Below are 18,328 nucleotides of genomic sequence, written 5' to 3'. Positions count from 1 at the left end.
CGACAGCGGGCCGGATCCCCCGACCCCGTCGCCCCCGACGCGGCAGGGCCATCGGCCACCGGGGACGCGCGGGCGCAGAACGGGACGCGCCCCGGGACCGTGGGGCTCCGGGGCGCGTCCTGGGGTGCTGCGCGTGGGGGTCAGGCCGCCACGAGCGACCGCAGCACGTACTGCAGGATGCCGCCGTTGCGGAAGTACTCCGCCTCGCCGGGGGTGTCGATGCGCACGACGCCGTCGAAGCTGACCTTCGTGCCGTCCTCCTTGGTGGCGACGACCTCGACCGTCTTGGGGATGGTGCCGTCGTTCAGGGCGGTCACCCCGGTGACGGAGAAGGTCTCGGTGCCGGTCAGGCCCAGCGAGTCCGCGGTCTCGCCGGCCGGGTACTGCAGCGGGAGCACGCCCATGCCGATCAGGTTCGAGCGGTGGATGCGCTCGAAGCTCTCGGCGATGACCACCTCGACGCCCAGCAGCTTGGTGCCCTTGGCCGCCCAGTCGCGCGAGGAGCCGGTGCCGTACTCCTTGCCGGCCAGGACCACCAGGGGGATGTCCTGCTCGGCGTAGGCCTGCGCGGCGTCGTAGATGAACTCCTGCTCACCGGTCAGGAAGTTCTTCGTGTACCCGCCCTCGACGCCGTCGAGCAGCTGGTTCTTGATGCGGATGTTCGCGAAGGTGCCGCGGATCATCACCTCGTGGTTGCCGCGGCGCGAGCCGTAGGAGTTGAAGTCCTTGCGGGCCACCCCGTGCTCCTGGAGGTAGCGGCCGGCCGGCGAGTCGAGCTTGATCGACCCGGCGGGCGAGATGTGGTCGGTGGTCGTGGAGTCCCCGACCTTGACCAGCACCCGGGCGCCGTCGATGTCGGTGATCGGCTCGGGGGTGGCGCCCATGCCCTCGAAGTACGGGGGCTTGCGCACGTAGGTGGACTCCTCGTCCCACTCGAAGGTCGCGCCCTCGGGGGTCTCCAGGCTGCGCCAGCGCTCGTCGCCGGTGAAGACGTCCTTGTAGTCCTCGGTGAACATCTCCTGGGAGATGCTCTCGGCGATGACCTTCTCGACCTCGGTCGGGCTCGGCCAGATGTCGCGCAGGTAGACGTCCTGGCCGTCCTTGTCCTGCCCCAGCGGATCGTTCTCGAAGTCGAAGTCCATGGTGCCCGCGAGCGCGTAGGCGATCACCAGCGGCGGGGAGGCCAGGTAGTTCATCTTCACGTCGGGGTTGATGCGGCCCTCGAAGTTGCGGTTGCCCGAGAGCACGGCGGTGACGGCGAGGTCGTTCTGCGCGATGGCGTCGGAGATCTCCGGGGCCAGCGGCCCGGAGTTGCCGATGCAGGTGGTGCAGCCGTAGCCGACCAGGTGGAAGCCCAGGGCCTCGAGGGCGGGCCAGAGCCCGGCCTTGGAGTAGTAGTTCGTGACCACCTGCGAGCCGGGGGCCATGGAGGTCTTGACCCAGGGCTTGGCCACCAGTCCGCGGTCCACCGCGTGCTGGGCGAGCAGGCCCGCGGCCATCATCACCGACGGGTTCGAGGTGTTGGTGCACGAGGTGATCGAGGCGATCGAGACGATGCCGTGGTCGATCGAGAAGTCCTCCCCCGCGACCTGGATCGGGTTCGAGGCCCGGCCGGTGACGTGCTGGTGCTGCGGCGGCGCGCCGCCGGAGTCGTTGTCCGAGCCGAGGCCCGCGGGGTCGGAGGCCGGGAAGGTGCCGGCCTCGTCGCCCTCCTCGACCTGACGGCCCTCACCGGCGTAGCTCGGCAGCACCTCGCGGAAGGACTCCTTCGCCTCGGTCAGGACGATGCGGTCCTGCGGGCGCTTGGGGCCGGCGATGGAGGGCACCACGGTGGACAGGTCCAGCTCGAGGTACTCCGAGTACACGATCTCCTTCGAGGAGTCGTGCCACAGGCCCTGGTGCTTGGCGTAGGCCTCCACCAGCGCGAGCTGCTCCTCGGAGCGGCCGGTCAGGCGCAGGTAGTCGACGGTCACCTCGTCGATCGGGAAGATCGCGCAGGTGGAGCCGAACTCGGGGCTCATGTTGCCGATGGTGGCGCGGTTGGCCAGCGGCACCTGGGCGACGCCCTCGCCGTAGAACTCGACGAACTTGCCGACGACGCCGTGCTCGCGGAGCATCTCGGTGATGGTCAGCACCACGTCGGTGGCGGTGGCGGCCGGGGGGATCTCGCCGGTCAGCTTGAAGCCGACCACCCGCGGGATCAGCATGGAGACCGGCTGGCCGAGCATCGCGGCCTCGGCCTCGATGCCGCCGACGCCCCAGCCCAGCACGCCCAGGCCGTTGACCATGGTGGTGTGCGAGTCGGTGCCGACGCAGGAGTCGGGGTAGGCGCGCAGCACGGTCTCGCCGGCGGCGTTCTGCGCCTCCCGGGTCATCACGGTACGGGCGAGGTACTCGATGTTGACCTGGTGGACGATGCCGGTGCCCGGGGGCACCACCTTGAAGTCGTCGAAGGCGGTCTGGCCCCAGCGCAGGAACTGGTAGCGCTCGCGGTTGCGCTCGTACTCGAGCTCCATGTTCTGCTCGAGCGCGTCGAGGCGGCCGGCGACGTCGATCATCACGGAGTGGTCGATGACCATCTCGGCGGGCGCGAGGGGGTTGATCTTCTCGGGGTCGCCGCCGAGCTCCTGCATCGCCTCGCGCATCGTGGCGAGATCGACGACGCAGGGCACTCCGGTGAAGTCCTGCATGATCACGCGGGCAGGGGTGAACTGGATCTCGATCGAGGGATCGGCCGTGGGGTCCCAGGAGGCCAGCGCACGCACGTGATCGGCGGTGATGTTCGCACCGTCCTCGGTGCGCAGCAGGTTCTCGAGCAGAATCTTGAGGCTGTAGGGAAGCTTCTCGGCGCCGTCCACGGCGTCGAGCGCGTAGATCTCGTAGTCGGTCCCGCCGACGGTGAGATCCTGTTTCGCGGAGAATGAGTCGACAGTGCTCATCAGGCGAACTCCTTTGCTGTGAGGTAGACCCCTCCATCGTAGGCGCGCGCCGGGAGCCGGGCGACCGGATGCGGAACCTGCCGCGGACGCCGGCCCGCGCAGGCCCTGGAGGGATGACCGGGAGGGGACCCGGAAGTTATCTTGACGTCAAGATAAATACTACCATGCGCGGGCCACGCCAGCTGACGCGCCGTCAGCTCCTGGGGGCTCAGCCCTTGGTGCGCTCCAGGACGGTGACCGACTCGATGTGATGGGTGTGGGGGAAGAGGTCGAAGGCGCGCAGGTCCACGATCCTCCAACCCTTCTTCTCGACCGCGGCCAGGTCGCGGGCCAGCGTGGAGGGCTCGCAGGAGACGTAGACGATCCGCTGCCGCACGGCGGTCGCGAGCAGTCCCATCAGTTCGGTGCCGGCGCCGCTGCGGGGCGGGTCCAGCACGACCGCGTCCACGCCGCCGCGGCGCGCCCGCACCCAGTCGGTGACGTCGGCGGTGGCGCTCGCCACCTGCGGCAGGTCCTCGAGGTTCTCGGCGGCGTGCTGGGAGGCGCGCCGGTTGCCCTCGACCGTGACGACGGAGCCCTCGGGGCCCACCTGCGCGGCGGCGACCGCGGCGAACAGGCCGACGCCGCCGTAGAGGTCCCAGGCGCTGCCGCCGCGCGGTGCGCGCAGGGAGCTCTCGACGACCTCGCTCAGCAGCTCCGCGGCCCGGCGGTGGGACTGCCAGAAGCCGGTGGCGCTGACGGCGAACAGGCGCTCGCCCACGCGCTCGCGGACGGTGCCGTCACCGCGCAGCGGCACCAGTCCGCGCCCCGTGCGCACCGCGACATCGGCGTCCCCCCAGCTCTCGGGGATGGTGACCGAGGCGGGATCGAGGTCGCGGCCGATCAGCACCACCGCGGCGGGACCGGCCGACGGGGCCACGGCGTCGATCGCCTCGGTGCCCTCGGGGGCGGTCCACTCCCCCAGGCGCAGATCGCGGATGGCCTGCGCGGCCAGCGGATTCGCGCCGACGTCGCGGACGTCGTGGGAGCGCCAGCCGCGCATGCCGACCCGGCCGTCGGCGTCGACCGCGAAGCGCACGCGGGTGCGCCAGCCCAGTCCGTCGGCGTCGTGGGGAGCAGGCTCGACCTGCACCTGCTCGATGGGGAAGCTGCTCACCCCGGCCCGGCGCAGCAGCTCCTGCAGGACCTCGCTGGCGATGCGGCGCTGGGCGGGCAGGGCGATGTGCGCCCATTCGGCGCCGCCGACCCCGTCGACAGCCGCCTCCTCCCAGACCGAGGGGACCCGGTCCACCCCCGCCTCGAGCACGTCGATGGTCTCGGCGCGCCAGAAGCGGGCAGCGGCCCGCTCCTCGGGGTCCTCGAGCAGACGGGCGGTGACGGTCTCGCCGGGGGTGGTGCCGCGCACGAACACGACGCGCCCCTCGTGGCGGGCGACGAAGGTGCCGCCGGCGGCCGGCGGCCCGGCGGTGAGGGTGAGGAGACGTCCGCCGCCGGCGGCAGTGCTCGACTCTCGTGCGGCATCCGACATCATCGGACCCCTTCCTCTCCGTCCGCGCCCGGCAGGCGGCGCGGACCGCGGCTGATCGTTCTGGTGGTGGTTCGGCGGCGCGGGGAGCGCGCCGAGGTCCTGGTCGCGGCCATTGTCTCATCCACTGGACCGGGCTTGTGACGCGCTGCGCGCGCCGACGGCGCGGTCTCGGGGCGGGCGGGGCCGGCTCAGCGCTGTCCGCGCCGGGCGAGCAGTCCGCGGTGCATGAGCCAGACCAGATAGCCGATCACCGCGAAGGCGGGCAGCCCCATGGCGAGCTTGGCGATGCCCAGCGCGGCCACCTGTCCGGTCAGCAGGAGCGGCAGCTGCACGGCGACCTTGGCCGCGTACAGGCCCGCGAACAGCAGCGTGGCCCGGGAGTAGACGCGGCGGGCGTCGGGATCCTGCGCCCAGTCCTGGACCCGCGGGTCCAGCACCCCGATCAGCAGTCCCACCAGCGGACGCCGCAGGGCCAGGGAGACGAGCACGACGAGCAGCGAGACCGCGTTGGTGGCGATGCCGGGCCAGTAGAAGTCGGAGCCCTCCCCGGAGCGGATCGCCAGCACCGCGCCGAGGGCCACGCCGATCAGGCCGCCGATCACCGTGCTCAGGCTCTCGCGGCGCACCAGGCGGGCCACCAGCGCCACGGCCACCACGGCGACGGCCGCGCCGGCGGCCACGGTGACGGAGCCGGCGATGACGTAGAGCACCACGAACAGCAGCGTGGGCAGCACGGACTCGGCGATGCCGCGCGGGCCCCCGATGGCGTCGGAGACCGAGAAGTCCTCCTCCTGCAGGACCGCGCCGAGGCCGCTGCGCGGCGCCTTGCCCGCCGGCTCCTGCTGCGCCCGGGCGGGGTCCGGCGCTGCCGCGGGCTCCTGGTGCTCGGGGTGGTGCGGGCCGGCGGTCATCCGACCTCCGTGATCTCGGGGCCGCGGGCGAGCGGGTCCAGCGGGGCGGCGCCGATCTGGCTGAGGCCGGGGCGCTCGCCGGGCAGGTGGAGCGGGATCAGCTCCTGCGGGGCCATCGCCTCCGTGCCGCGCACCACCACCAGGCGGGAGACGAGGGTCTCGAAGCGGCGGGCCTGCTCCGGATCGCCCAGCGCCTTGCCGGTGAGGATCGCTCGCACGAACCAGCGGGGCCCGTCGATGCCGAGGAAGCGGGCCGGGCGGTAGCCGGTGCGGCCGTCGGTGCGCTTGATCGGCAGCCGGGTGATCAGCTCGGGACCGAAGACGCCCGGGCGGGTCTCGGCGGTGCCGCCCTGCGTGACCACGGAGTCGCGCAGCGAGGTGCGCACGTCCTCCCACAGTCCCCGGGACTTCGGTGCCGCGAAGGCCTGCACCTGCAGCGAGGAGCCGCCGAGGACGAGGTTCGCCCCGGTGACGGCCCCGCTGCGCTGGTCGACCTCCATCCGCAGCTCCATGCCGTCGATGACCGGCACCCGCAGCGCGCCGAGATCGAGGTAGTCCCCCTCGGGGGCGTCGGCCTCGTCATAGGGGCCGGCCTCGAGGTGCTCCCCGCGCGCGGGGGCCGCGGCGACGGCCGCGCGGTCGGCGCCCTGCGCAGCGCTCCCGGCATCGTCGTCACCGAGCTCGGGATCGGCGGTGTCCGGTGCGTCGGCACCCTCGACCTGCGGGGCCTGCCGGGTCTTCCTGCGGGAGAACAGTCCCATCGGTCATCCCTCCATCTGCTCGTCGCTCGCGGCCGGGACCGCAGCCGTCCCGAAGCCGCCGCTGGAGCCGAAGCCCGCGGCGGCGCGGTCGGTCGCGTCCAGCTCCTGGACCTCCTGCAGCACGGGCGCCAGGAACGGGACCACCACCAGCTGGGCGATGCGGTCGCCCACGTGGAGCGCGAAGGGCTCCTGGGCATCCGTGTTGTGCAGCGAGACCTTCACCGGGCCTCGGTAGCCGGCGTCCACGATACCGGGGCCGTTGAGCACCGTGATGCCGTGGCGGGCGGCGAGCCCGGAGCGGGGGCAGACCAGTCCCACCGTGCCGGGCGGCAGGGCCACCGAGAGGCCGGTGTCCACCAGCGCCCGGCCGCCGGCGGGGATCACCAGGTCCTCGGCGCTGGACAGGTCCAGTCCGGCGTCGTCGGCGTGGACGCGGTGCGGCATCGCCGTCGCGCCGGTGCGGCGGATCCGCAGGGCCGCTCCCGCGGCACCGGCGGCGGGCTGGGCGTCGTCGTGATCGAGGGGCATGCGCACCAGGGTATGTCGTCCCCGCACCGCCGACGGCAGCGCCCAGGAGGTGCGTGAGAGCATGGGGGCATGTCCGCCGCAGCCGATCACGCCTCCGACGCCGCGTCCCCGCGGCCCGCTCCCACCGGGCAGGAGGGGTCCCAGCCCCTGTTCCGCGAGCGGCTGCTCCCCGGCATCGGCTCCTGGATCCTCGCCGTCACCCTGGGCGGCGTGCTCGGCCTGGTGCTGGTGCCGCTGGACCTCACCGTCGCGATCATGGTCGCGATCGTCGCGATCCTCATCGCCCTCGTGCTGGCCGTCCAGTACTCGCCGGTGCTCGAGGTCTCCGACGGGCAGTTCCGGCTCGGGCGCGCCCGCATCGACGTGGCGCTGCTCGGGGAGCCGCGGGTGCTGACGGGCGAGGACTGGAGGCTCGTGATCGGACAGGAGTTCGAGCCGCTCGCGCACTACTGCGTGCGGGTGTGGGCCCCGTCGGGGATCCGTGTCGAGGTGCTCGACGAGGAGGACCCCACCACCGCCTGGGTCGCCTCCTCGCGCCGCCCCGAGGACCTGGCCCTCGCCCTGCGCACCGCGCAGCGCTCGGGCTGAGCGAGCCCACCGCTCCCGGTACGACGACGGCGCCGCCTCCCGTCGGGAAGCGGCGCCGTCCTCTCGTGCGCGCGGTGGCCGGCTCAGGCGGCGGCGCACTCCTTGCAGATGATGAGGGTGCCCTCGACGTGGTCGATCTGGCTGCGGTGCTTCACCAGGAAGCAGCTCGCGCAGGTGAACTCGTCGGCCTGACGCGGGAGCACCCGCACCGAGAGCTCCTCACCGGACAGATCGGCGCCGGGCAGCTCATAGGAGTCCGCGGCCTCCGCCTCGTCCTCGTCGACCGTCGGGGTCGCCGCCTCGCTCCGACGACCCTTCAGCTCCTCGATGGAGTCGTCATTGGATTCGTCGTCGTTCTTGCGCGGGGCATCGTAATCAGTGGCCATCTACGGTCCGTTCCTGGTTGGCTGGGGTGTCTCGGGCGGTCAGACCTGGGTCCCGGGCATGTCGGCGTCGGTGGATCCTGCGGACCAGGTCCGGTCGGTCCGGGTCTCAACGCCGAATGCGGCGGCATTATTGCAGAGGGATCTGCGACGGACAACCCGCCGTCCGCCGCCGCCGGCAACACGCCGCTCCCGGCGGCCGTGGGAGCCGACAGCGGCCAGGCCGTCACGGTAGGGTCATGACCTGGACTGCCCTATGCAAGAGGCCGGGCTCCGACGGAGAGGACGACATGCGCGAGCTCGAACTCGACGGGATCCATGACGACGGCGAACAGGTGATCCTGGTCGACTCCGACGGGGAGCGGTACACCCTGCGCATCGACAAGGCCCTGCGCGCCGCGGTGCGCTCGGACCGCCCGGCGCTGAACATGATCCAGGCCGCGGGCACCACCGCCCTGCGCCCCCGCGAGATCCAGGCGATGCTCCGCGCCGGACGCAGCGCGGAGGACATCTCCGAGGACTCCGACATCCCGCTCGAGCACGTGCGTCGCTACGAGGGCCCGGTGCTCGCCGAGCGCGAATGGACCGCCCAGCGCGCCCGCACCTTCCCCGTCGGCCGCGGAGGCCCCGCCCTGGAGTCCGTCGTCGGGGAGCGGCTCGCCGCCCGCGAGGCCACCGGGGACACCGCCTGGGACGCCTGGCGCCGTCAGGACGGCACCTGGACGCTCGAGCTGACCTTCTCCGCCGGCGGACGCACCCGCCAGGCGCACTGGGTCGCCGACATCGACAACCGCTCCATCTCCCCGATCGACGACGAGGCCCGCTGGATCACCGACGAGGACGCCCCGCCGGAGCCCTCCCGCGGTCGGGGCCGGCTGCAGGCCGTCCGCAGCGCGGTCTACGACCTCGAGGCCGACGGCTCCCTCGAGGGGAGCCCCGCCGTCCCGCGCCGCGGCCGCCCCTGGCCCGCGCAGTCCTCGGCCTCCGAGGCCCCCGGGGCCACCATCGAGGACCACGAGCTCGACGCGCTCAACGCCCGCCGCGGACTGCGCTCGGTGCCGCGCCCGGACGACTCGGCGACCGTCTGGACCAGCCTCGACGAGGCGCTCGAGGCCGACGCCTCCGCACCGACGGCCCCCACCCCGCCCTCGCCCTCGGAGGACGAGCAGGCCCCCGCGCCCGGGACTCCCGCCGAGCAGACCGAGGACCCGGACCTGGAGGCGCAGCTCGAGCACTCGCGGGAGGTCGAGGCCGCGCCGCGTCCCGAGGAGAGCGACGTCGAGCAGCCCGGCCCGGAGGCGGCCGCGCCGGAGGACGGGGACGGCGAGGAGCCGGACGCGGCGCAGGCCCCGCCCGCCGCTCAGGAGCCGATCCAGTACCAGGACACCGTGGACCTCACCCCGCTGCCGGGCTTCGGCGAGGGCGCAGGGCCCGCGAGCGCCACCCCGGAGGAGCCCGAGAAGCCGGCCAGGAAGCCCGCGCGCTCGAAGAACCGGCGGGCCTCGATGCCCACCTGGGACGAGATCGTCTTCGGCTCCAAGCCCGAGTGAGCCCCGGGCCCCGCCGGGCCCGCTCCGCTCAGAGGGTCACGCGCAGCAGCGGCACCCAGGCCTCGGCCGAGGTCAGCGAGCCGTGCACCCCGACCATCCGACGGGCCGAGTCCTGACGACGGGAGAAGTCGTCGATGCTCCAGCGCCCCCGGGCGAGCACCAGCACGTCCGGCAGACGCCCCGCGACCCGATCGGGGACCGCGGTGCCCACCGGGGCCAGCAGACCGCCGGCGAGGATCTCGGCGCCCTCCAGCACCAGCGCCCGCTCCCCCAGCAGCCCCCGCAGCATCCCCGCGAGCTCGGCCGCGGCGCCGTCCACCGCATGCAGCGCCAGGGCGCGGGCCTCCCCGTTCACCTCCGCCACCAGGCGCTGCACCCGCGGGTGGTCGGCGAGGTCGACGGTCAGCGCCGGTGAGGTGTCGACCATGCCGTGATCGGCGGTCAGGTGGACGCGGGTGCCCCGCGGCAGCCGCCGCAGCAGCGTCCCCACCAGCGCGTCGACCTCCGCGAGGGCGGTCCGCCACGGCTCGGAGTCGACGCCGTGGCGATGCCCGGCATGGTCGACGTCGTCGACGTGCAGGTGCACCAGGCCGTCCGCGCCGGCGCGGCGCAGCGCGGTGCGCACCGCCTCGACCCGGTCCTCGCGGCCGTGGCCGAGGAACTCCCAGCCCCGATAGGCGACCCCGCTGAGGTGCGAGCCGGCGTGCTTGGCGGGAGCGACCTGCACCGCGCGGCGTGCGCCGCTCTCGACCAGGGTCGGCTCGGGCATCCAGCGGGCGGGGTCGACGCCCGGGGCGCCGGTGATCTGGTTCAGGGCCTGCCCGGTGACGGGGTCGTAGGTGAGGTAGCCGAGGACGCCGTGCCGCAGCGGCGGCAGCCCGGTGTGGAGGGAGACGATCGCGCTCGAGGTGGTCGCCGGGGCCACCGTGCGCACCCGGGCGATGTCCGCCTCGAGGCGCCGCAGGGTGGGGGTCAGCGAGCGGTGCTCGTGCAGCAGGTCGGAGCCGACCCCGTCGAGCACCACCACCAGGTCGCGGCCCGGCTGCGGGGTCTCGACCAGCGGGCGCAGCACGTCGAGCAGGGCGGGTCGGGCCCCGTCCGCGAAGGGCGGCGGCAGCAGGTCGTGCGGCCAGGGCAGGGCGGGGGCGGTCACGGCAGCGGTCCTGGGCGGGGCACGGGCGGCGCCTCAGGCGTCCAGGGCGTCGATCGCATCGACCAGCTCGCCGTGGAAGGCCAGCGCCGACTCGACGGCCCCCGCGCCGTCGGCCAGCGCGCTGACCCGCAGCGCCAGGTCGGAGGGTGCCGTGGTGCCGGTGTAGCCGTGGTCCAGCTGGCAGTTCGGGTCCTCGCAGACCGCCCGTTCTAGGTCGATCCGTCGGCTGCCGTCCCAGCTCACCCCGAGGGTGACCTCGGCTTCCTGACCGGGGGCCTCCTGCCCGTCGGTGTCGAAGACCTGCGAGAGGCCGGTGGCGGTGATCCGCTGCAGGCGGATCCGCTCCGTGGTGGAGACCACCTGGCTGGGGTTCAGGGCATCGGCCGGATCGTCGTCGAGGTGCGTGACCAGCAGGTGCGTGGCGGTCAGCACGACGACGGTGAGGTGCCGGCGCACCTCGGGCCCGTCGAAGGTGGTCTCCGGTCGCACCAGGTGGGCGAGGGGACGGGCGCCGCGCAGGGAGCGCTCCAGGCTCTGGACGGCCGTCTGCGGGAAGTATCCGGCGGTCTCGAGGTCCCGGAGGAGGTCGGCGGGCAGGGCGGTGCTCATCGCACCATCCTCCCACGCGCGCCGGAGGCGGACGGCTCAGGCCACGGGCGGCCCGGAGAGGGTGCGCCGGGAGCCGTCGGTGCGGTTCGGGGCCGGGGCGAGGTGCGCGCTGGCACCGACGACGGTGGCTCCGTGCTGGGCGACCAGCACCGGGTACAGCTCGAGCCGGGCGAGCTCGGGCACGTCCTCGGCGAGCAGGCCGATGCGCACGACCAGGTCGGCGAGCGCCTCCCGGTCCGAGGGCGGCAGCCCGCGCACCCCGCGCAGCTTGACCGCCGTGGCCGGGGCGTCGACCAGGCGCCGGGCGGCGCTCTCGCTGAAGGGCGGGATGGCGTAGGCGATGTCGTCGAGCAGGTCGGTGGCGTCCCCGGCGACGGACAGCGAGACCACCGGTCCGAGCGAGGGGTCCTCGATGCTGCGCACCACCATCGGCACCCCGGCGGGCGCCATGGCCTGCACCTCGAGGGGGGCGCTGGAGAAGGACAGGTCCTGCTGCATGGTGCGCAGTGCATCGCGCAGCTGGACGGCGTCGGGGATCCCGAGGCGCACCCCGCCCAGATCGGCGCGGTGGCGCAGCACCGGGTCGGTGCTCTTCAGCGCGACCGGGTAGCCGATCCGCGCCGCCTGCTCGAGGGCGTCGTCGACGTCGGCGACGGGACGGGTGACCAGCAGCTCGATGCCGTAGGCGGCGAGCAGGGCGGCGGTGTCGGCGGCGGACAGCTCCCCGCCCGTGCTCGCCTCCTCCGGCAGCAGCGCCTCCACCAGCTCCCGTGCGGCGACGGCGTCGACGTCCTCGCGCGTCGCGGGCTCCTCGTCGTCGGCCTCCGGGCGCAGCGCGGCCGCGAGCATCCCGGCGGCCGCCCGCGACGCGGTGAAGGGGGTGGCGTGGACGGGCGGCAGCGCGCCGTCGCGGCGCACCACCTGCTGCACCGCGCCGAAGCGCTCCGCCGTGGTCACCAGGCACACCAGCAGCACCACCTCGGAGTGGCGGGCCACGATCGCCATCTGCCGCAGCACCTCGGCGACGTCCGCCTTCTGCGCATCGAGCACGCCGGCGATCACCAGATCCACCTGGCCGAGCGCCGCCATCGAGGTGAAGGCGCGCTGGATCAGCCGCGGTTCCGGGGACAGCGGGACGCTGCGGTTGTCGGCGACCACGCTGAGCCCGGCCTCGTCGGCGGCGCCGCGCAGCGAGGCCCCGAGCGCGGCGGTGTTGGACAGCAGCCCCACCCGCGGCCCCAGCGGCAGGCCCTGCCGACCGATCGCGTCGACCACGTCGAGCAGGTGGTCCACGCCCTGCGTCTGGACCACGCCGGCGGAGTCGAGCACCTGGTCGAGGGCGCGGCGGGGCAGCGAGGAGGGGCGCACGTCGTGCCCGGGCGGGCGATGGGTCTCGCTGCCCGGCGGGCGCAGCACGATCAGCGGGGTGCGCCGGGTCAGCCGGCGCGCGATGCGGGTGAACTTGCGGGGGTTGCCCATCGATTCCAGGGCCAGCCCGATCACCCCCACCTGGTCGTCGTCCTCCCAGTGCTGGAGGGTGTCGTTGAGGGAAACGTCCGCGCGGTTGCCGACGCCGACGAACTCGTGCAGGCCGATGCCGCGGGTGTCGGTCCCGGCCAGCAGCATCGCCGAGAGGGCGCTGGACTGCCCGGCGAGCGCGACCGGGCCCGGCCGGGGCATGGCGGGGGCGAGCGAGAGGTTCAGGGCTGCCGGCCCGGTGCGCAGGAACCCGAGGGAGCCGGGGCCCAGCAGCCGCATGCCGTGCAGGCGGGCGCGGGAGACCAGCTCCCGCTGCAGGTGCCGGCCCTCGGTGCTGTCGTCGAAGCCCTCGGTGGGGATCACCACGCTGCGCACCCCGATCGCCGCGCACTCCTCGATGGCCTCGAGGCAGGCCTCCGGGCGCAGGGCGATCACCGCCAGGTCCACGCTGCCGGGCACATCGCCGATCCGGCCGTGGGTGCGGTGGCCGCGCACCTCGAGCGCCTCCCGGGCGATGACGTACACCTCCCCCGGGTAGCCGGTGCGCTCGAGAGCCTCGAGGAAGCGGCCCCCGGCGGAGTCGGCGCGGGAGGAGACCCCGATCAGCAGCACCGACTCGGGGTGCAGCAGGCGCTCCATCGCCTCCGCCTCCGCGCGGTGCTCCCGCTGCGCCATCACGGCCAGGGAGCGCGCGGTGGGGTCGATGCGGAAGTTCACCATCACCACGCCGTCGTCGAGGGTGCGGCCGACGTCGAAGCCGGCCTCGGTGAAGACCTTGATCATCTTCGAGTTCTGCGGGAGCACCTCGGCGGTGAAGACGTTGATGCCGCGCTCGCGGGCGGCGGCGGCCAGGTGCTCGAGCAGCACGGAGCCCAGCCCCGTGCCCTGGCGGGAGTCGGCGACGTTGAACGCGACCTCCGCGACCTCCGGCGCGATGCGGTCGTAGCGACCGACGGCGATGATCTCCTCGCCCACCAGCACCACGAACGCGACCCGGTCGTCGTGGTCGACATGGGTGAAGCGCTCGAGGTCGCGGGGGGACAGCCGCGGCATCGGGGCGAAGAAGCGCAGGTAGCGGGACTGCTCGGACTGGCGCTGATGGAAGGCCTGGAGGGCGTCGGCGTCCTCGGGCAGGATCGGGCGCAGATGCGCGGCGGAGCCGTCGCGCAGCGCGATGTCGGCCTCCCAGTGGGCGGGGTAGCCCGGTGCGCTGTGCTCGCCGCCGCGGACGCGGCGGCGCAGTGAGCGCGGGCCGTCCCGTCTGTCCGCCATGGACCGATCCTAGCGGCCCCGGCCGGGGACGTTACGGGATTCACGTCCCGCCGGGGGCCGGGCCTGCCGGGAGCGCGGCCGGTGATGCGCGATGATGAGTCCCATGGCCCGATCACGCAGCACCACGCCGCCCGCCGGGGACGAGGCGGCCGACGAGACGATCATCGACATCGACGTCACCAGCGAGATGGAGGCCTCGTTCCTCGAGTACGCGTACTCGGTGATCTACTCCCGGGCCCTGCCCGATGCGCGGGACGGGCTGAAGCCGGTCCAGCGCCGGATCCTCTACATGATGTCGGAGATGGGTCTGCGCCCGGACCGCGGGCACGTCAAGAGCCAGCGCGTGGTCGGCGAGGTGATGGGCAAGCTGCACCCCCACGGCGACACCGCGATCTACGACGCCCTGGTGCGCATGGCCCAGGACTTCTCGATGCGGATGCCGCTGGTCGACGGCCACGGCAACTTCGGCTCCCTGGACAACGGCCCGGCCGCCGCGCGCTACACCGAGGCGCGCCTGGCCCGCGCCGCGCTGCTGATGACCGACTCGCTGGACGAGGACGTCGTGGCGATGGTGCCGAACTACGACAACCAGCTCACCCAGCCCGAGGTGCTGCCCGCCCAGTACCCGAACCTCCTGGTCAACGGGGCCTCCGGGATCGCGGTGGGGATGGCCACGAACATGGCGCCGCACAACCTGGTCGAGACCGTCGCCGCGGCGCGCCACCTGATCGAGCATCCGGACGCCGAGCTCGAGGAGCTGATGCGCTTCGTGCCGGGCCCCGACCTGCCCACCGGCGGCCGGATCATCGGGCTCGACGGGATCCGGGACGCCTACCGCACCGGCCGCGGCTCCTTCAAGATGCGCGCCACCACCCGGATCGAGAACGTCACTTCCCGCCGCAAGGGCATCGTCGTCACCGAGCTGCCCTACCAGGTGGGGCCCGAGAAGGTCGCCGAGAAGCTGCGCGACGCCGTGCAGGCCAAGCGGGTCCAGGGCATCACCGACTACCAGGACCTCACCGACCGTCACCACGGCCTGCGCCTGGTGCTGACCGTGAAGTCCGGCTACGACCCGGAGGCGGTGCTCGAACAGCTGTACCGCTACACGCCGCTCGAGGAGTCCTTCGGCATCAACAACGTCGCCCTGGTCGAGGGGCAGCCGCGCACCATGGGGCTCAAGCACCTGCTGGAGGTGTTCGTCGACCACCGGATCACGGTGGTGCGCCGCCGCACCGAGCACCGCCTGAGCAGGCGCCGGGCCCGGCTGCACCTGGTCGAGGGGCTGCTGCTGGCGATCGTCGACATCGACGAGGTGATCCAGATCGTGCGCCGCAGCGACGACGCGGAGAGTGCGCGCACCACCCTGATGACCGTGTTCGACCTCTCCCAGCTGCAGGCCGAGTACATCCTCGAGCTGCGCCTGCGCCGGCTGACGCGGTTCTCGCAGATCGAGCTCGAGGCCGAGCGGGACGAGCTGCGCCGCGAGATCGAGCAGCTGGAGGAGATCCTGGGCTCCGAGACGGTGCTGCGGACGCTGGTCTCGGACGAGCTCGCGGCCGTTGCGGCCGCGCACGGCGACTCCCGCCGCACCGTCCTGCTGGAGGCCGCCGAGAAGCCGGTCGCCACCGCCGGCGGCTCGCTCGAGGTGGCCGACGAGCCCTGCCACGTGCTGCTGACCGGCACCGGGCTGGTGGCGCGGATCGCCGGGGAGGGCCCGCTGCTGCGGGAGGGGCCGCGCAGCTCCCACGACGTGGTCGTCTCCTCCCTGCGGTCCTCGACCCGCTCCGTGGTCGGCGTGGTCACCGACCGCGGCCGGGTGCTGCGGCTGTCGGTGGTGGACCTGCCCTCGCTGGCCCCCACCGCGGGCGCCCCGTCGCTCGCGGGCGGCACCCGGGCGTCGGACCTCGTCGACCTCGAGCGCGACGAGCGGGCGCTGGGGCTGATCCGGGTGGCCGAGGAGGACCTGGCCCGCGGGGGCGCAATCGCCCTGGGCACCCGCGACGGCGTGGTCAAGCGGGTCCAGCTCGACTTCCCGCGCTCGGACGGCTTCGAGATCATCGCCCTGAAGCCCGGCGATGCGGTGGTGGGCGTGGTCGACCTCGAGGACGACGCGGACCTCGACCTGGTGTTCATCACCTCCGAGGCGCAGCTGCTCCACTTCCCCTCCTCCGGCGTGCGTCCCCAGGGCCGCGGCGCCGGCGGGGTGGCGGGCATCAAGCTCTCCGACGGGGCGCAGGTGGTCTTCTTCGGCGTGATCGACGTGACCGCGCCGGCGGACGTGGTGACCGTCTCCGGCAGCTCCGCGACCCTGCCGCAGCTGCAGACCGGCTCCCTGAAGGTCTCCGCGCTCACCGAGTTCCCCGCCAAGGGCCGCTCGACCGCGGGCATGCGCTGCCATCGCTTCCTGCGCGGCGAGGACCGGCTGATCGGCGCCTGGGTGGTGCCGCATCCGGCCCGGGCCTGCTCCGAGGCCGGGCAGCCGATCGACCTGCCCGAGCCCACCGGCCGCCGGGACGGCTCCGGCACCCCGGTGGCGGTGCCGATCGCCGCCGTGGGCTGAGACCGACGCGCGGGCGCCCGCCGATCGGCGGGCGTGGAAGACTTCTGCCATGCCGCGCCCTACCGCCCGTCGCCGCTCCTCGCAGGCCACCCGGACGGAGTCGATCACCCTGGCCCTCGGGCTCGGCGGGGCCGCGATGGGGCTGGTCGTCGGGCTGATCGCGCTGCGCGGCACCGTCCCGCTCACGGGCGAGGACTCGATCGGCCAGGTCGCGGCGCTGTCCTGCCTCGGCACCTCCGCCGTGGTCGCCGCGGTGGCGCTGTGGGTGCTCACCCCGCGCGTCCACCCCTGGATCCGGCGGCTGCCCCGCTGGCGCCGCGCCCTGACGGTCCTGGGTCCCGCGCTGGTGTACGCGGTGCTCGCGCTGCTGCTGACCGGGGCGATGTACGCGGTGGCGCAGCAGGCCTTCCGGGGCGTGGCCCTGGACCGTTTCGCGAGCACCTTCTGGGTCGCGCTCACCACCGGCATCTGGGCCTACGTGATCGCCGCGAGCGCCTCGCGGCTGGACGGCAGATCCCTGGCCACGCTGCTGATGGTCTTCCTCACCGCCGGGGTGCTGTCGGCGGCGCTGGCGGCCCCGGACCCGTACTGGTGGGAGCAGTTCTTCTCAAAGCTGGGCGCGGGCCGGGACCGGGCCGGGTTCACCTTCAACCTGACGCTGCTGCTGACCGGCCTCGCCTTCCTCACCGTCGGCGACTTCATCGCCCACGACCTCGGACGCTGGGCCGCCGCCGCCGGCGAGCCCCGCTGGAAGGTGCAGCTGGTGCGCGGGGCGCTGGTGGCCCTCGGCGTGTGCCTGGCCCTGGTCGCCCTGGTCTCCCTGAACGTCCACGCCTTCTGGCACAACCTGATCGCCGAGCTGCTGGTGGTGCTGTTCGGGCTGACCCTGATCGTGGTCCCGGTGCTCCTGCGCCGCCTGCCCGGGGGCCTGCTGGTGATCACCGGCATCGCCTTCGCGATCCTGGTGATGCTGATCGTGCTGTTCGAGGGGATCGGCTACCTCAACATGACGGCCTTCGAGCTGGGCGCGGCGGTGACCGTCTACCTCTGGCTGCTGCTGTTCATCCGGGCGGTCTCCGCCGCCGGCGAGGGAGCCGGGGAGCCGGAGCCGACGAACGCGATGGGCGCGGCGGGACGCGGGACGGTGCCCGTGCGACCATGCCTGCATGAACCCTCCGAGCCCTGACGCCTCCGCCCCCTCCGCCCCGCTGCCCGACGGGGTCTCCCTCGGGCAGGCCCACGGGGTCGACGCGATCCTCGTCGACACCCCCGCCGCCCGCGCCGAGATCCTCCTCGACGGCGCCCACGTGACCAGCTACGTGCCGGCCGGACAGACCGATCTGCTGTGGCTGAGTCCCGCCTCGGCCTTCGGCCCCGGCGCGGCCGTCCGCGGCGGCATCCCGCTGGTCGGTCCCTGGTTCGGACCCGGCCGCGACGGCAGCCGCAGCGTCAAGCACGGCTGGCTGCGCACCCTGCGCTGGGAGCTCGCCTCCGCCCGCCGCGAGGGCGACGAGGTCGAGCTGACCCTCACCGTGGCGGACCCCGCCCTGACCGGGACCCTCGCCCTGCGGATCGGCGCCGAGCTCGCGGTGGACCTGACCCTCACCGCCGGCCGGGGCCCCCTCGAGCTCGAGGCCGCGCTGCACACGTACCTCGCCGTGGGCGACGCGCGCGAGATCACGATCGAGGGCCTCGAGGGCGCCGCCTACCTCGACAACACCCGCGACCTCGCCCGCGACGTCATGCCCGAGCAGCCGCTGCGTCTGGGCGCCGCCACCGACCGCATCGTCGAGTCCACCGCCGCGGTCGCCGTCGTCGATCCGCAGCGCGGCCGACGCATCGTCTCGACGCCGCGCGGGACCACCCGCACCGTGGTCTGGAACCCCTGGGACACGCTGGTGACCGGCATGGCCGACATCCCGGATGCGGCCTGGCCCGAGTTCGTGTGCATCGAGCCGGCGGTGGCGAAGGACGGCTTCGTGACCCTCGAGCCCGGTCAGTCGCACACCGTGGGAGTCACCTACCGCATCGAGCGCTGAGCCGGCCCTCGCACCACCGCGACCCGGT

At 73.8% G+C, this 18,328-nt stretch carries 14 protein-coding genes; 5 read left to right on the top strand and 9 right to left on the bottom strand.

Translation table 11 applies throughout. The annotated features are described in order from the left end of the window. Positions 1-140: 140 nt before the first annotated feature. The 5 genes from acnA to dut all read right to left on the bottom strand — a co-directional run bounded on the left by acnA (position 141) and on the right by dut (position 6,667). Positions 141-2,939: an aconitate hydratase AcnA gene (acnA, locus tag ACOJUI_RS07300; RefSeq protein WP_422117397.1), complete on the bottom strand. Its 2,799-nt coding sequence runs from the start codon at positions 2,937-2,939 to the stop codon at positions 141-143. A gap of 208 nt (positions 2,940-3,147) precedes the next feature. Next, positions 3,148-4,470, bottom strand: coding sequence for a class I SAM-dependent RNA methyltransferase (locus ACOJUI_RS07295; protein WP_422117396.1), 1,323 nt, complete (start codon positions 4,468-4,470; stop codon positions 3,148-3,150). Positions 4,471-4,655: 185 nt separating this feature from the next. Then, complete coding sequence (locus ACOJUI_RS07290) at positions 4,656-5,378, bottom strand: DUF3159 domain-containing protein (RefSeq protein ID WP_422117395.1); 723 nt, start codon at positions 5,376-5,378, stop codon at positions 4,656-4,658. Next, positions 5,375-6,139, bottom strand: coding sequence for a DUF3710 domain-containing protein (locus tag ACOJUI_RS07285; protein ID WP_422117394.1), 765 nt, complete (start codon positions 6,137-6,139; stop codon positions 5,375-5,377). Before ACOJUI_RS07285 ends, ACOJUI_RS07290 begins: the two co-directional genes overlap by 4 nt. 3 nt (positions 6,140-6,142) lie before the next feature. Then, entirely contained in the window at positions 6,143-6,667 is a 525-nt protein-coding gene (gene dut / locus ACOJUI_RS07280; protein ID WP_422117393.1) for a dUTP diphosphatase, read from the bottom strand. Positions 6,668-6,736: 69 nt separating this feature from the next. Here dut and ACOJUI_RS07275 point away from each other — a divergent pair, with 69 nt between their 5' ends. Next, on the top strand, positions 6,737-7,255 hold the full coding sequence (locus ACOJUI_RS07275; protein WP_422117392.1) for a DUF3093 domain-containing protein: 519 nt from the start codon (positions 6,737-6,739) through the stop codon (positions 7,253-7,255). An 83-nt stretch (positions 7,256-7,338) separates the two neighbouring features. Here ACOJUI_RS07275 and ACOJUI_RS07270 read toward each other — a convergent pair whose 3' ends face one another. Continuing rightward, entirely contained in the window at positions 7,339-7,641 is a 303-nt protein-coding gene (locus ACOJUI_RS07270) for a DUF4193 domain-containing protein (protein ID WP_394214713.1), read from the bottom strand. Positions 7,642-7,928: 287 nt separating this feature from the next. Between ACOJUI_RS07270 and sepH the strand changes: the two genes are divergently transcribed. Next, on the top strand, positions 7,929-9,188 hold the full coding sequence (gene sepH / locus ACOJUI_RS07265; RefSeq protein ID WP_422117391.1) for a septation protein SepH: 1,260 nt from the start codon (positions 7,929-7,931) through the stop codon (positions 9,186-9,188). Between the two features lie 28 nt (positions 9,189-9,216). Here sepH and ACOJUI_RS07260 read toward each other — a convergent pair whose 3' ends face one another. Genes ACOJUI_RS07260 through ACOJUI_RS07250 form a run of 3 tightly spaced genes read right to left on the bottom strand, consistent with a single transcriptional unit; the run spans position 9,217 to position 13,701 of the window. Beyond that, complete coding sequence (locus tag ACOJUI_RS07260) at positions 9,217-10,341, bottom strand: alkaline phosphatase family protein (protein ID WP_422117390.1); 1,125 nt, start codon at positions 10,339-10,341, stop codon at positions 9,217-9,219. A gap of 33 nt (positions 10,342-10,374) precedes the next feature. Beyond that, positions 10,375-10,950 carry a DUF5998 family protein gene (locus tag ACOJUI_RS07255; protein ID WP_422117389.1) on the bottom strand — a complete coding sequence of 192 codons (576 nt, stop codon included), beginning with the start codon at positions 10,948-10,950 and terminating at the stop codon, positions 10,375-10,377. A gap of 36 nt (positions 10,951-10,986) precedes the next feature. Beyond that, positions 10,987-13,701, bottom strand: coding sequence for a GNAT family N-acetyltransferase (locus tag ACOJUI_RS07250; RefSeq protein ID WP_422117388.1), 2,715 nt, complete (start codon positions 13,699-13,701; stop codon positions 10,987-10,989). A 103-nt stretch (positions 13,702-13,804) separates the two neighbouring features. Here ACOJUI_RS07250 and ACOJUI_RS07245 point away from each other — a divergent pair, with 103 nt between their 5' ends. Genes ACOJUI_RS07245 through ACOJUI_RS07235 form a run of 3 tightly spaced genes read left to right on the top strand, consistent with a single transcriptional unit; the run spans position 13,805 to position 18,300 of the window. Continuing rightward, a complete protein-coding gene (locus ACOJUI_RS07245; protein ID WP_422117387.1) occupies positions 13,805-16,261 on the top strand; it encodes a DNA gyrase/topoisomerase IV subunit A in 2,457 nt (818 codons plus the stop codon). A gap of 49 nt (positions 16,262-16,310) precedes the next feature. Beyond that, complete coding sequence (locus ACOJUI_RS07240) at positions 16,311-17,447, top strand: hypothetical protein (protein WP_422117386.1); 1,137 nt, start codon at positions 16,311-16,313, stop codon at positions 17,445-17,447. Continuing rightward, complete coding sequence (locus ACOJUI_RS07235) at positions 17,428-18,300, top strand: D-hexose-6-phosphate mutarotase (protein WP_422117385.1); 873 nt, start codon at positions 17,428-17,430, stop codon at positions 18,298-18,300. Before ACOJUI_RS07240 ends, ACOJUI_RS07235 begins: the two co-directional genes overlap by 20 nt. Positions 18,301-18,328: the final 28 nt, after the last annotated feature.

The organism is Brachybacterium sp. UNK5269 (assembly GCF_049266655.1).
Classification (GTDB): Bacteria; Actinomycetota; Actinomycetes; order Actinomycetales; family Dermabacteraceae; genus Brachybacterium.
Note: the sequence above shows the minus strand (reverse complement) of the source record. Positions and strands in the feature narration are given on the sequence as shown.

Bases quoted from the DNA above. Each gene is read 5' to 3' on its own strand.
- acnA (WP_422117397.1), bottom strand. From the start codon at position 2,939: ATGAGCACTGTCGACTCATTCTCCGCGAAACAGGATCTCACCGTCGGC.
- ACOJUI_RS07295 (WP_422117396.1), bottom strand. From the start codon at position 4,470: ATGATGTCGGATGCCGCACGAGAGTCGAGCACTGCCGCCGGCGGCGGA.
- ACOJUI_RS07290 (WP_422117395.1), bottom strand. From the start codon at position 5,378: ATGACCGCCGGCCCGCACCACCCCGAGCACCAGGAGCCCGCGGCAGCG.
- ACOJUI_RS07285 (WP_422117394.1), bottom strand. From the start codon at position 6,139: ATGGGACTGTTCTCCCGCAGGAAGACCCGGCAGGCCCCGCAGGTCGAG.
- dut (WP_422117393.1), bottom strand. From the start codon at position 6,667: ATGCCCCTCGATCACGACGACGCCCAGCCCGCCGCCGGTGCCGCGGGA.
- ACOJUI_RS07275 (WP_422117392.1), top strand. From the start codon at position 6,737: ATGTCCGCCGCAGCCGATCACGCCTCCGACGCCGCGTCCCCGCGGCCC.
- ACOJUI_RS07270 (WP_394214713.1), bottom strand. From the start codon at position 7,641: ATGGCCACTGATTACGATGCCCCGCGCAAGAACGACGACGAATCCAAT.
- sepH (WP_422117391.1), top strand. From the start codon at position 7,929: ATGCGCGAGCTCGAACTCGACGGGATCCATGACGACGGCGAACAGGTG.
- ACOJUI_RS07255 (WP_422117389.1), bottom strand. From the start codon at position 10,950: ATGAGCACCGCCCTGCCCGCCGACCTCCTCCGGGACCTCGAGACCGCC.
- ACOJUI_RS07250 (WP_422117388.1), bottom strand. From the start codon at position 13,701: ATGGCGGACAGACGGGACGGCCCGCGCTCACTGCGCCGCCGCGTCCGC.
- ACOJUI_RS07245 (WP_422117387.1), top strand. From the start codon at position 13,805: ATGGCCCGATCACGCAGCACCACGCCGCCCGCCGGGGACGAGGCGGCC.
- ACOJUI_RS07240 (WP_422117386.1), top strand. From the start codon at position 16,311: ATGCCGCGCCCTACCGCCCGTCGCCGCTCCTCGCAGGCCACCCGGACG.
- ACOJUI_RS07235 (WP_422117385.1), top strand. From the start codon at position 17,428: ATGAACCCTCCGAGCCCTGACGCCTCCGCCCCCTCCGCCCCGCTGCCC.